The sequence below is a fragment of the Epibacterium sp. ABZ3_068 genome (assembly GCF_056159265.1).
Genome location: NZ_JBSWUV010000001.1, coordinates 1247830 through 1260137 on the forward strand (window position 1 = coordinate 1247830; position 12308 = coordinate 1260137).

At 53.2% G+C, this 12308-nt stretch carries 11 protein-coding genes; 3 read left to right on the forward strand and 8 right to left on the reverse strand.

Annotated elements, in window-relative coordinates:
• Window positions 1-14: 14 nt before the first annotated feature.
• The 5 genes from ACXAEW_RS05875 to hslO form a co-directional block, all read right to left on the reverse strand.
• Complete coding sequence (locus ACXAEW_RS05875) at window positions 15-1853, reverse strand: ABC transporter ATP-binding protein (RefSeq protein ID WP_474940441.1); 1839 nt, start codon at window positions 1851-1853, stop codon at window positions 15-17.
• Window positions 1850-3688 (reverse strand): ABC transporter ATP-binding protein, encoded by a 1839-nt coding sequence (locus ACXAEW_RS05880; RefSeq protein WP_474940442.1) that lies wholly within the window; start codon window positions 3686-3688, stop codon window positions 1850-1852. The genes ACXAEW_RS05875 and ACXAEW_RS05880 overlap by 4 nt, the downstream gene beginning before the upstream one ends.
• 146 nt (window positions 3689-3834) lie before the next feature.
• A complete protein-coding gene (locus tag ACXAEW_RS05885) occupies window positions 3835-5007 on the reverse strand; it encodes a CCA tRNA nucleotidyltransferase (RefSeq protein ID WP_474940443.1) in 1173 nt (390 codons plus the stop codon).
• Window positions 5001-5600: a CoA pyrophosphatase gene (locus ACXAEW_RS05890; protein WP_474940444.1), complete on the reverse strand. Its 600-nt coding sequence runs from the start codon at window positions 5598-5600 to the stop codon at window positions 5001-5003. The genes ACXAEW_RS05885 and ACXAEW_RS05890 overlap by 7 nt, the downstream gene beginning before the upstream one ends.
• 2 nt (window positions 5601-5602) lie before the next feature.
• Complete coding sequence (gene hslO / locus ACXAEW_RS05895) at window positions 5603-6580, reverse strand: Hsp33 family molecular chaperone HslO (RefSeq protein ID WP_474940445.1); 978 nt, start codon at window positions 6578-6580, stop codon at window positions 5603-5605.
• Window positions 6581-6658: 78 nt separating this feature from the next.
• Between hslO and ACXAEW_RS05900 the strand changes: the two genes are divergently transcribed.
• Entirely contained in the window at window positions 6659-7102 is a 444-nt protein-coding gene (locus ACXAEW_RS05900; RefSeq protein WP_474940446.1) for an NUDIX hydrolase, read from the forward strand.
• Here the strand turns inward: ACXAEW_RS05900 and ACXAEW_RS05905 are convergent, their stop codons facing one another.
• Window positions 7103-8335, reverse strand: coding sequence for a PP2C family protein-serine/threonine phosphatase (locus ACXAEW_RS05905; RefSeq protein WP_474940447.1), 1233 nt, complete (start codon window positions 8333-8335; stop codon window positions 7103-7105).
• Between the two features lie 217 nt (window positions 8336-8552).
• Between ACXAEW_RS05905 and ACXAEW_RS05910 the strand changes: the two genes are divergently transcribed.
• Window positions 8553-8876, forward strand: a complete 324-nt coding sequence (locus ACXAEW_RS05910) for an Hpt domain-containing protein (RefSeq protein ID WP_474940448.1) — start codon at window positions 8553-8555, stop codon at window positions 8874-8876.
• 13 nt (window positions 8877-8889) lie between these two features.
• On the opposite strand, the gene ilvA is transcribed toward ACXAEW_RS05910, so the two are convergent.
• Both ilvA and ACXAEW_RS05920 read right to left on the reverse strand, forming a co-directional pair.
• Window positions 8890-10116, reverse strand: a complete 1227-nt coding sequence (ilvA, locus tag ACXAEW_RS05915) for a threonine ammonia-lyase IlvA (RefSeq protein ID WP_474940449.1) — start codon at window positions 10114-10116, stop codon at window positions 8890-8892.
• A gap of 66 nt (window positions 10117-10182) precedes the next feature.
• Entirely contained in the window at window positions 10183-10869 is a 687-nt protein-coding gene (locus ACXAEW_RS05920; RefSeq protein ID WP_474940450.1) for a hypothetical protein, read from the reverse strand.
• Between the two features lie 209 nt (window positions 10870-11078).
• Here ACXAEW_RS05920 and ACXAEW_RS05925 point away from each other — a divergent pair, with 209 nt between their 5' ends.
• Complete coding sequence (locus tag ACXAEW_RS05925; protein ID WP_474940451.1) at window positions 11079-12305, forward strand: argininosuccinate synthase; 1227 nt, start codon at window positions 11079-11081, stop codon at window positions 12303-12305.
• Window positions 12306-12308: the final 3 nt, after the last annotated feature.

The following is a 12308-nucleotide window of genomic DNA, read 5'->3' on the forward strand; positions in this document are numbered from 1 at the left end:
CTTTGGCAAAAGACTTATTCGGCGGCTGCCGCATCATCTGTGCCGATGAAACCACCTGATTGACGCGCCCAGAACTGCGCGTATCGGCCGCCCAGCGCCAACAAGTGTTCATGGGTACCCGTCTCGACGATTCGACCTTGGTCCAAAACGATGATCCGGTCCATTTCGCTGAGCGTCGACAAGCGGTGCGCAATTGCCAGAACCGTCTTGCCAACCATAACCCGGCTAAGCGCGGATTGAATTGACGCTTCCACTTCGGAATCAAGCGCTGAGGTCGCCTCATCCAGCACAAGAACGGGGGCGTCTTTCAGAATTGCTCGGGCCAGGGCAATCCTTTGACGCTGTCCACCAGAGAGTTTCACCCCGCGATCGCCCAGATGCGCATCATAGCCCTTGCGTCCCTGGCCGTCCCTGAGATCCTGAATAAATCCATGCGCCTCCGCTTTTTCGGCGGCTGCCATCACCTCGTCTTCGCTCGCATCTGGACGGCCATAAAGGATATTTTCGCGAGCCGAACGATTGAACATTGCCGTTTCCTGCGTGACCATACCGATGTGACGGCGCAGGGAGTCTTGGCTTACATCCTGAATATCCTGACCATCAATCAGAACGCGCCCGTTTTCGGCGTCATAGAGACGAAGAAGAAGGGAAACCAAGGTGGATTTACCTGCTCCGGAAGCACCCACGATGCCAAGTTTCTCTGCCGGTTTGATCCGAAGCTCCAAGTCCTGGACCCCGCCGATGTCACGCCCATAGGCAAAACTGGCTTGGTCAAATCTGATCTCACCACCGGATACCACAAGCTCGCGATCCGAATGATCCAAGATCCGGTTCTGCACGGCCAAGGTTTTCATACCGTTTTCGATCTCACCCACGTTGGAATAGATCGCCATCAGCGTGAAGCTGACCCAGCCTGTCATCTGAGCAATCCGGATAGAGACAGCCCCAGCCGAGACGATGTTCCCTTCGGTCGCTATACCCCGATACCAAAGATAGAGCGTCGCTCCGATCAAAAGCACCGGCAAAATGCCCGCAAGCGCCATGAGGCTGAAACGGAAACCGGCCGAAAGATATCCAAAACTCAGCGCCTTTTCACGAAAATTAGCCATCGCATCCAGTGCGCTGTGCTCTTCGTGTTTGGCATGCGCGAACAGCTTGACGGTTCGAATGTTGGTCAAGGTATCCACCACCTGCCCCGAAACAGTGGCACGCGCGCCCGCACGTGCAGCAGAGCGTTTGCGGATCCGCGGCATGAACCAGCGAATCAAGGCGAAGTATCCGATGAGCCACAAGACAAACAGGCCAATGATCCGAACATCTACGGTACCAAGCAACACCATGGCTCCGACAAGCGATGCCAGAGCAAAAGCAACGACATTGATCATCTCGGTTGTGACTGAGGTTACAGCACTGGCGGTCTGCATTTGTTTCTGCGCGATCCGGCCAGCAAAATCGTCGTCGAAATACCCAACCGACTGCCCAAGTGTCCAACGGTTCAAGCGCGACAACACCAGAGGATTGATGTTCGGGCCTACAATGATTGAATTTGACGCAGAGGACAGACCAAACAGGATCGGGCGTATTATCAAAAAGAATCCAAGCGCCCCCAAAAGCATCGCAACATTAGCGGCGGTGAAAAACTGTTCAGGACCGCTCAGGATGGCCCGGTCAATCACCAGACCCAAAATAAAGGCGGTCCCGGCCTCCATCGCACCTGCCAGCGCAGAAAAAACCGTAGCGGCTCCCAATGCCGGCCAAGCTCCCGAAAGGCACCACCGCATAAAGGCACCCAGGCTCTGAGGCGGAGCCCCCTTTGCCGGTTTAAAAGGGTCTATCAGCTTGTCTATGATCATTCTGCCGCCTCTAGATTCAAGAACCCACCAGATTGCCGGGTCCAGAACTGTGCATATAGGCCTTCACGTTGCAAAAGCTCCGAATGAGACCCTTCTTCGACGATTTTCCCTTCGTCCAACACCAATATCCGGTCCATTTGGGCGATGGTGGACAGGCGATGGGCAATCGCAATAACCGTTTTCCCCTCCATCATTCCATAAAGGGTATCTTGAATTACGGCCTCGACTTCCGAGTCCAAGGCTGAGGTCGCTTCGTCGAGGACCAAGATCGGCGCATCTTTCAGGATTACCCGAGCCAGCGTCACACGCTGTCTCTGTCCTCCAGAGAGCTTCACTCCGCGCTCCCCGACATGCGCATCAAACGCTTTTCGACCCTGAGGGTCTTCCAGATCCGCAATGAACACATCTGCCTCGGCCTGACGCGCGGCTTGCAGCATGTCCTCTTCGCTCGCCTCAGGGCGTCCATACAAGATATTGTCCCGCACGGACCGGTGCAAAAGCGAGGAATCCTGCTGCACCATCCCGATTTGGCTGCGCAAGCTGTCCTGCGTAACCGCGCGAATGTCTTGACCGTCAATCAATATCCGACCGCTTTCAGCTTCGTAGAAACGCAGCAGAAGCTTCACCAAGGTCGATTTACCGGCCCCTGACCGCCCCACCAAACCGATCTTTTCTCCTGCGTTTATAACGACGGAGATGCGGTCCAGACCGCCCTGACCACGCCCATAATGATGGCTGAGATCCGATATTTCGATACGGCCCTCAATGAGCTCCAGCGGATTGGCATCCTTCCTGTCGACCAAGTCAATCGGCTGGGAAATAGTCTGCATGCCTTCAGCCACAACACCAAGCTGCCGGAAAAAGGTCGTGAGCGCCCACATGATCCAGCCCGTCATCGCATTAAGACGCAGTGTCAATGCCGTCGCGGCTGCCACAACACCTGTCGTGGCACTGCCCTGCATCCAAAGCGCAATTCCCCACCCGACAACGCCCACAATCAGCAAGCCATTCAAAAAGACCAAAGCCGCGTCCATTGTCGTATAGATGCGCATTTCAGCCTGAACCGTCGCACGGGTTTCCTCAATTGCCTCCTTGGCATAGGCCAGTTCGCGATCATGGTGGGCAAACATCTTGACCGATTGGATGTTGGAATAGCTGTCCACAATCCGCCCCGTAACAGTGGACCGTGCGTTTGATGCGGCCTCACTTGCCGGACCTACCCGTTTTAGGGTCCACCGCATCAACCCTGCATACAGCAAAATCCAAGCAATCAGTGGAAAGAGCAGGCGGGCATCAGCTGCCCACAACATGATAGCTGCTCCAACAAGATAGGCGGAAGCAAAGGTAATGGCATCGAAGGCCTGAAACACAACTTCACCTGCCGCTGGAGGAGTCTGCATAATCCGGTTAGCAATACGACCAGCAAAGTCATTTTCGAACCACCCCACTGACTGCCGCAACACATGTTTGTGCGCACGCCAACGGATAATGGCCCCATAGTTAGGTGTAACCGCGTTATTCAACAGCAAGACATCGAGCAGCTGCAACAAAGGCCGCAACACAAGAATGAATGCCGCAACCAGCAGAAATTCGGTTCCAAACCGCTCCCACACCTCGGAAGGATCGCCGATCAGGACATCCACGACACGCCCCATATAGTAGATCAGGCCAATTTCGATCGCGGCTACCACAATCGACATGAACGCCGCCGCCCAAAAAAGTTTGCGAAACGGTCCAGAATAATACCGAAAGAATCCCGCTAAGGTCTGAGGCGGCAATACGCTTTCATCGTAGTCGACGTAAGGGTCGACCAGATTCTCGAACAGACGAAACATGACCGGGCTCCAAAAAATTTACGGCACAAAGGTGTGGGTCAGCCTAACGTGCAAAAATAACAATACGGCTGCACGCATGGGTCGGTTCAGAAATAGAAGAAAGAGAGGCTTGCGTCAGCAAAAGCCGGAGAGTCGATACAATTTTGTCAGCTCAGTCGCTGCAACAAGGCATCGCGATCCAACTGAAATCCGCTTTTGATCCAGGCAGACTCCAGTTTTTTCAAGGCATCGCCCAGCGCAGCACCCGTATATTCAGGCATCAAATCATGGGCTGTCACTGGAAAAACAGCATTTGCACCGATTTCCAGCGCGGTTGCCAAGTTGCGATCTAGTGGCATTTCCAAAAGTGCGGCACGTAAAAGACACGCAGCCTTCGCGTCGCAGACACCGTGCCGGTATGCCAGCTCTGATGCGTCTGCGCTCCCGCTTGCCACCTCACGCAGTAAGGCCAACCTGCGATCTTGTGCTTTGGTCAAACGCAGCTTTTGAGAAATTTCAATTGCATCACCCAATACCGCAAGCCGCAAAACGGGGTCAGGCCCCTCGCCGTTCCCCCAAAAGCCGGCTTCCAAATGAACCAAAGGGGCCAGGCCTCTGTCATCTGTTCCCGGCAACAAAGTCTGCAAAACTCCTGACTGGCGCATGGCAGCCACTGCCGGCGCGGGATCGGGAGCCGCAAACAGCTTTAACAATTCATGGCTGATACGTTCACGTGACAGCCTCGATAGCCCATCAAGATTTTCGGCAATCCCCGCCAACGCATCCGGGTCAAGCCCAGCTTCCGGATCTCCATACCAAGCATGAAACCGGAAGTAGCGCAGTGTACGCAAATAATCTTCCTTGATACGGTGTTCAGGTGTTCCGATGAAGCGGATGCGGCGCGCCTGCAGGTCTTTGAAGCCACCCAAAGGATCAAATACTTGTCCGCCTGGATCCGCATAGAGAGCATTCATGGTAAAGTCGCGCCGTTTGGCATCGTCGACCATATTGTCAGCAAAGGCCACAACGGCCCGTCGGCCATTTGTCGAAACATCCTTGCGAAAAGTCGTGACTTCAAACGGAACACCATTCATGACCAAGGTAACCGTGCCATGGTCAATTCCAGTTGGAATGGCCTTTATTCCGGCGCGCCTTGCCAGTTCCATCACATCTTTTGGATGGGCATCCGTTGACACATCAAGGTCAGAAACCGGCTCTCCCAAGAATGCATTCCGTACGCAACCGCCCACAAAATAGGCCGCAGCTCCATCTGCCATCAGCGCACGACAGACAGCTTGGCTTGTGTCAGAGGTCAGCCAGGGCTGGTCGATTCTTAGCATTGCGACACACGATCGGCCAATGCATGCAGCATTCGGGCCGATGCACCCCAAATGTAATAAGGACCAAAGGGTACAGTGAAATAATACCGGCGTTGCCCGCGCCACCGCCGCCCCTGAACAACAAAGTTCGCTGGATCCAGAACGTGGCACAGGGGAACGGTAAACACCTCTGCAACCTCTCCGGGCTCTGGCACTGGGGTAAAGGGACCATCGATCACCGCAACCACAGGCGTCACCTGAAAGCTTGTAACCGTTTCATGGGCCGGGAGTTTTCCCAAAACACGAACCTGCGAAGGGGGCAGCCCTATCTCTTCGTCGGCCTCTCGTAACGCAGCCGCAACAACACCGCTATCTGTCTCGTCGACTTTCCCCCCGGGAAAAGCAATCTGACCGGGATGATGCTTTAACGCAGAAGACCGCTTGGTCAGCAGAATATGCGGGCCAGTTTCCGTAGACAGAATTGGCATCAACACCCCGGCGGGACGCAGTTTTCGGTTGGGTGGTAGTTTTATCTCGGGGTTCAAATCAAAGTCAGACGAGCCGTTTCCAGCTCGTCCCAGCGCCGTCTCCAATTTTTGGATCAGCTGATGCACAGTTAGCTCTTGTCCGCTTCAAAACCTAGAGTCTTGGGATCCAAGTCATAATGTGAACTGCAGAACTGGCAATCTGCGGTGACACGCCCCTCTTCGTTTGTCATTTTCTCGATATCTTTTGAAGAGTATATCGACAGGCTTTGACGAACGCGCTCTTCAGAACATGTACAGCCGAACCGAACCTGCTGGGTGTCAAAGACGCGCGGTTGTTCCTCGTGAAACAGCCGTAGCAAGAGATCCGCTGGTGTAACCGAAGGGCCGATCAGCTCAAGCTCTTCTACGGTGTCCAGGAGGATGTTCACGCGGGTCCAGTTTTCCTCTTCATCGCCCGAGACCAGATCGCCAGAGGTCAGCATGTCGCCGGTACCGTCATTCTGAGCAACAAAAGGAGACGCCTTCGGCATACTTTGGAGCATGACACCGCCGGCGCGCCAATGCGCGTCCACGCCGGGCTCTGAGGACAGACCGAACTCCAGCTTGAAAGACGTCGGCAATTGCTCTGACTGGGCAAAATAGGCTTCAGCGCAAGCTGAAAGCGATCCACCTGACAGCGGTGTAATGCCCTGATAAGGCTTCATGCCTTCCCCTTGATCGATCAGGATTGCGAAATAGCCTTCCCCGACCTGATCAAACGGTTCACCTTCTGTCAAACGGTCGGCGTCAAAACTTGCATACGCACGAATGCGTGCAGGTTCACCTTCTTTCCCAGGTGCATAATAATCTGTCGCGATCATCCGAACCGCGCCCTTTGACTGAACTTGAAGCGAAAGCTTCCATTGCAGCTTCATTGTCTGCCCGATCAAAGCAGTCAACAGCGCCATCTCTGCAACAAGGGCCTCCACGACCTTCGGGTAGTCGTGTTGTTTCAGAATGCCATCCAGAACACCGTCCAAACGCGCCACACGGCCACGCATATCAGATGCATCAAGCTGGAAAGGCAGGACAGTATCGTCCCACGCGATTTTAGAAGCAAGTGTCATGGGGTTTCCTTAAACGCCGCGGTTTGGCATATCGAGCCTATATAGGCTTAGCACCCCAAGTGTGAAGAGGGCAGTTCCATGATACCCCGATTTGGAGAACCACCGTCCAAAGGAATTCAATACCGTCGGCGACCGGGTGCATATGCAATTCTTCCTCGTGACGGCAAATTATTGGTCACATGCCAATTTTCTCCGGAGCCCGATTTACAATTACCCGGTGGCGGCATTGAGCGTCGTGAGGCACCTGTTCCCGCCCTACATCGCGAGGTCTACGAAGAGACCGGATGGTCTATTGCATCACCACGTAAAATCGGTGTGTTCCGGCGGTTCGTGTTTATGCCGGAATACGATCTGTGGGCGGAGAAGCTGTGCCACATCTATGTGGCCCGCCCAGTGCGACGCCTAGGTCCACCAATCGAGGATGCCCATGAAGCGCTCTGGATGGATCCGGAAGATGCGATCCACGCGCTGGGAAATGACGGCGACCGCCACTTTGTGCTTCGCTACCTGAACAGTCTTTGACTACGGTCCATTATATTCGAACAGCGTTGCGGAAACATCATCCTCAAGGCCGTGTTCCTTGGACATAATCTGGGTAAGATTCCAGTAGATTTCGTCCAGGAATTCTTGCCCGCTTTGACCTGTGTCACATTTGCGCACAAGGTCAATCAGCCCGTCATCATCCAACATCCCACCATTTTCAAGGCGCGCCTCGGTAAAGCCATCAGAGTAGAGTAACAGACGGTCGCCTTGCTCTAATACGGCCTCTTCGCGCGTGTATGAGATATCGGGAACCAAACCAACCGGTACCCCGCCTTGGCCAATAAACTCCATGCTGCCATCCTTGCGGATCAACAGCGGATGCGGATGGCCTGCTTGGACCAATTTCAAAAGACCGCTGCGGAGATCAACGGTGCAGTAGGCCATGGTAAAATACTCTTCGATTCCGGTATCCGCAATCAGACGCGCGTTCAGAATGCTGGCCACTTCCTCTGGAGGTTTCAGCGCATAGTAGCGGTTGAAACGCTGCTCCATTGCGACATTTTGATCAAAATGGGTGGAAGACAAATAGCCGCCAAGACGGGCTGTCATCATCGCAGAGGTGATCCCGTGGCCAGACACATCAATAGAGTAGAACCCTAATCGGTTTATACCCGGGGAAAACATTCCAACCAAATCGCCGCCGATATGACCGCAAGGTTTCAAGAGCAGGCTCACGTTCGAAGAGCCAAAACTGGCTGCAAACTCTGGAACCAAGGACTCCTGAATTTTCCGTGCCTGCATCAGATCCTTGTCAATCGCATCATAGACACGCTGCAATTCATCCAGAGTTTCGGTCACAATCCGGTTTTTCTCCGAAAGCTCGCGTTGCATGCGCAAAATGCGCTCTCCCGCAGAAATACGCGCGCGTAATTCGTCTGAGCTTACAGGTTTCGTAAGAAAATCATCGGCACCCGAATGTAACCCCTCGGCAACTTCGTTCTTCTCACTTTTGGACGTCAGAAGAATAAAATAGCTATAATTGTCTGAATTCAATTTCCGTAAATTCCGGCAGAATTCCAAGCCATTCATACCCGGCATCATCCAATCACTCAGGATCAGGTCCGGGGCTTCTTCGCGACAAATCTCCATTGCCGACGCGCCACTGTCCGCCTCAACGACGTCGAACCCCCATTTTTTTAAGGAGGCTACAAGGATCCGCCTTTGAAGGCGGCTATCATCGACGACCAAGACGCGCCGGATGGTTCCAGTCATTTCAACCGGCTCCGTTTCGTCATTGTTACGGTCAGGCAGCACCGAGGGCACCTCGTTAAAAAGGGTAATTCTGTTGTTCTCACTTGGCACTATCCCGGTAGATCTTTAACAGTCCGTGAAATCTAAAACTTGATCAAAGATTGAACTTTCACTGTAATTTTACCGATGTCAAATTACCACCGTCCTAAATTTAGGATGAAAAGAACGGGAAACCGACATGATTGACTGGTCCAGAGTATCCGAACTGCGAGAAGAGATTGGTGCAGAGGACTTCGAGGAAGTCGTAGAAATCTTTTTGGAAGAAGTCGAGGGTGTTCTTGCGAAACTGCGTGCCGAAGACCGGTCGCAGTTGGAGCAAGACCTGCACTTTCTCAAAGGCAGCGCACTAAACTTAGGCTTTCAGCAGTTTTCCAACCTTTGCCAAGAAGGTGAGCGGGCGTCTTCCCAGGGCGCGGCCGAGACCGTCGACCTGGGCGCTGTCATATCGCTTTATGAGAGTTCCAAAGCGTCTTTCCTGGGAGAGCTTCCAACCCGTTATTGACCTACAGAAGCGGTCAGATCAGGAACTGTGCAAGAGTTTCGTCGTTCGTGATATCGGTGAAAACCAAGCCACTGTGTTCAAGACGATCAAAAATATCGCGGAAATTTTCTGGGCACTTGGTCTCAATCCCAATAAGGACAGTACCAAAATTCCGCGCTGACTTCTTGAGATATTCAAACCTTGCAATATCATCTTCAGGGCCAAGAAGATTTAGAAAGTCTTTGAGCGCCCCCGGACGTTGAGGCAACCTTAGAAGTAGATATTTTTTGATCCCAGAATAGCGCTGCGCACGTTCCTTGACCTCTGGAAGACGTTCGAAATCAAAGTTTCCGCCGGAAGTAACACAAACCACTGTTTTTCCGCGAATCCAGCTGACCACATCTCCGAGTGCCTCAACGGCCATCGCACCGGCCGGCTCCAGAACGATCCCTTCGACGTTGAGCATTTCCAAAATCGTCGTGCAAATACGATCCTCGCTCAATGTCAGAACGTCCGGAAGCGGCGTATGTCTGAGAAGGGCAAACGGTTTTTCGCCGATCGTTCCAACCGCGGCACCGTCAACAAATGTGTCGACTTGCTCGAGCGCAACAGGTCGGCGGGCCTCCAATGCCGCTTTCAGACATGCTCCCCCGGCGGGTTCCGTAAACAGGCAATGCACCTGGTTGCCAAACCAGGTTGCGACACCCGAAGACATTCCGCCCCCCCCGACAGGTAGAATGACATGGTCCGGCGTCCGCCCCAGCTGTTCTTCAATCTCAACCGCGATGGAAGCCTGGCCCTCAATGACATCATCATCATCAAAAGGAGACAGAAAATGCCCACCTTGATCTCTGCACCACGCCTGAGCCGCTGTAAGCGTGTCGTCAAAATAGTCACCAACGAGATGAATTTCGACGTTGCTGCCACCAAACATGCGCGTCTTATGAATTTTTTGCTGCGGCGTCGTAACCGGCATAAAGATCACGCCACGCTTGCCCAGCTGTTTACACATAAAGGCCACACCCTGCGCGTGATTGCCCGCTGAAGCGCAGACAAACAACTGCTGATCCGGCTGTTTGCGCATCGCATTCAAAGCCCCACGGATTTTGTAGGACCGAACCGGGCTCAGATCTTCGCGTTTGAGATATATGTCTGCCCCAAACCGTTCGGACAGCAAAACGTTACGTTGGAGTGGCGTTGCGGGAAACACATCTCGCATGGCTTGGGTGGCAGCGCGGGCTTTGGACTGAAAATCACTCATAACCCTTTGGTGACGCAAGCCCGCCCCTATGACAAGGGCGGACATCAGGCAAATTGCGCGGCCGCGTTAGATATCGCGGCCCTCAACATACACGCCATAAATTGTCGTTGCGATACTGATCTGCAGGAAAAACAAAAAAATCGAAAGTAAGACACTCAGCACAACCAACAAGTTCACGGGAACAAGCAAACCTACGCCGTTTTGTACCAAGCCAAAAACCGCAAAGAGTACCGATAAGCAGAACAAAACACCCGAGCCGGGTTTGGTCACTGTCCATGCCGCTCCAAATCCATTGCCTTCCGCTCCTAAGGCAATACCCGGAAGCACAGGTGTCAACCGGTAAACAACCCAAGAAATCACGATTGAAACTACAAAATTGAACATCAGCCCAACAAAGGTGACCAACAAAACACCGGTCACACCGAGAACCCAAATCAGCATAAGTGTTGGAAACAAAACCAAGATAAAAATACCCAAATACGCAAAGAAGTACTTTAAAACGCTCGAAATTTCGACTTTGTTGATCCAATCGACCGGGGTCTCAAGCAGCACGAAACGGTGCCATGTGACAATTGGCCAAATCAGAACCAAGTTGATCAAGATTATGAACAGTAAGATCATCAGGATTGGCCCGGTCGCCGCACCAAAGTTGCCAAGGTAAAGCTGGAGCAACACGCCCCCTTGGACTTGTACAAAGATCGCAATCCCCAACACAACGGCGATCACAAAGGGCACTGTAAAAATCTTGAGCATAGTCCCCGCGTTTCGGACCAACATTGTTAATGAATGCATCAAGATCCGCCATGATATCGCAAAACTTGCCATACTATTTCTTTCAGTGTTGTCTAAGTTGAATGCGAATAACCCTCTACCGCAACTCGATTTGGCTGCAACCCCTGAAAACCTTGCCCTTGGTTCAAAAAAGCGGTAGGGCGCTTTCGTTCTGATCAAGAGGAAAACCCATGTCCGCGCCCAAGAAAGTTGTGCTGGCCTACTCTGGCGGCCTTGATACATCGATCATCCTGAAATGGCTGCAGACCGAGTACGGCTGCGAGGTTGTCACCTTCACCGCTGACCTTGGTCAGGGCGAGGAGCTGGAACCAGCCCGTAAAAAGGCCGAGATGCTGGGCATTAAGCCCGAGAATATTTTCATCGAGGACGTTCGCGAAGAGTTCGTGCGCGACTTTGTTTTCCCGATGTTCCGTGCCAACGCGGTTTACGAAGGTCTCTACCTGTTGGGCACATCCATCGCGCGCCCGCTTATTTCCAAACGTCTGGTTGAGATCGCCGCAGAAACAGGCGCAGACGCTGTCTCTCATGGCGCGACCGGTAAGGGCAACGATCAGGTACGTTTCGAACTTTCCGCCTACGCGCTGAACCCTGAAATCAAGGTGATCGCACCGTGGCGCGAATGGGACTTGTCCTCGCGCACCAAGCTTTTGGAATTTGCAGAAGCCCACCAAATCCCGATTGCAAAAGACAAGCGCGGCGAAGCACCGTTTTCTGTCGACGCGAACCTGTTGCACACATCTTCCGAAGGTAAAGTTCTGGAAGATCCCGCGCAGATGGCGCCGGACTATGTGTTCCAACGCACCGTAAGCCCGGAAAACGCGCCCGACACACCTGAGTTCATTGAGATCACCTTTGAAAAAGGTGACGCGGTTGCCATCAATGGCGAAGCCCTGTCGCCGGCGACCATTCTGACCCAATTGAACGAATACGGTCGCAAACACGGTATCGGCCGTCTGGATTTTGTTGAAAACCGTTTCGTTGGCATGAAATCGCGCGGCATCTATGAAACTCCGGGTGGCGAGATCCTGCTTGAGGCCCATAAGGGCATCGAGCAGATCACCTTGGACTCTGGTGCAGGCCACCTGAAAGACTCGATCATGCCGCGTTATGCCGAGTTGATTTATAACGGCTTCTGGTACTCACCTGAACGCGAGATGTTGCAGGCGCTTATTGACAAGAGCCAGGAACATGTATCGGGCACCGTTAAGCTGAAACTCTACAAGGGTTCCGCAAAAACAGTAGGCCGCTGGTCCGATCACTCTCTCTATTCAGAGGCCCATGTGACCTTTGAAGAAGATGCCGGCGCCTATGACCAAACTGACGCGGCAGGCTTCATCCAGTTGAACGCGCTGCGCCTGAAACTTCTCGCGGCGCGCAATAAACGGCTGAAGGGCTAACCC

Bases quoted from the DNA above. Each gene is read 5' to 3' on its own strand.
- ACXAEW_RS05875 (WP_474940441.1), bottom strand. From the start codon at position 1,853: ATGATCATAGACAAGCTGATAGACCCTTTTAAACCGGCAAAGGGGGCT.
- ACXAEW_RS05880 (WP_474940442.1), bottom strand. From the start codon at position 3,688: ATGTTTCGTCTGTTCGAGAATCTGGTCGACCCTTACGTCGACTACGAT.
- ACXAEW_RS05885 (WP_474940443.1), bottom strand. From the start codon at position 5,007: ATGCTAAGAATCGACCAGCCCTGGCTGACCTCTGACACAAGCCAAGCT.
- hslO (WP_474940445.1), bottom strand. From the start codon at position 6,580: ATGACACTTGCTTCTAAAATCGCGTGGGACGATACTGTCCTGCCTTTC.
- ACXAEW_RS05900 (WP_474940446.1), top strand. From the start codon at position 6,659: ATGATACCCCGATTTGGAGAACCACCGTCCAAAGGAATTCAATACCGT.
- ACXAEW_RS05905 (WP_474940447.1), bottom strand. From the start codon at position 8,335: ATGACTGGAACCATCCGGCGCGTCTTGGTCGTCGATGATAGCCGCCTT.
- ACXAEW_RS05910 (WP_474940448.1), top strand. From the start codon at position 8,553: ATGATTGACTGGTCCAGAGTATCCGAACTGCGAGAAGAGATTGGTGCA.
- ilvA (WP_474940449.1), bottom strand. From the start codon at position 10,116: ATGAGTGATTTTCAGTCCAAAGCCCGCGCTGCCACCCAAGCCATGCGA.
- ACXAEW_RS05920 (WP_474940450.1), bottom strand. From the start codon at position 10,869: ATGCTCAAGATTTTTACAGTGCCCTTTGTGATCGCCGTTGTGTTGGGG.
- ACXAEW_RS05925 (WP_474940451.1), top strand. From the start codon at position 11,079: ATGTCCGCGCCCAAGAAAGTTGTGCTGGCCTACTCTGGCGGCCTTGAT.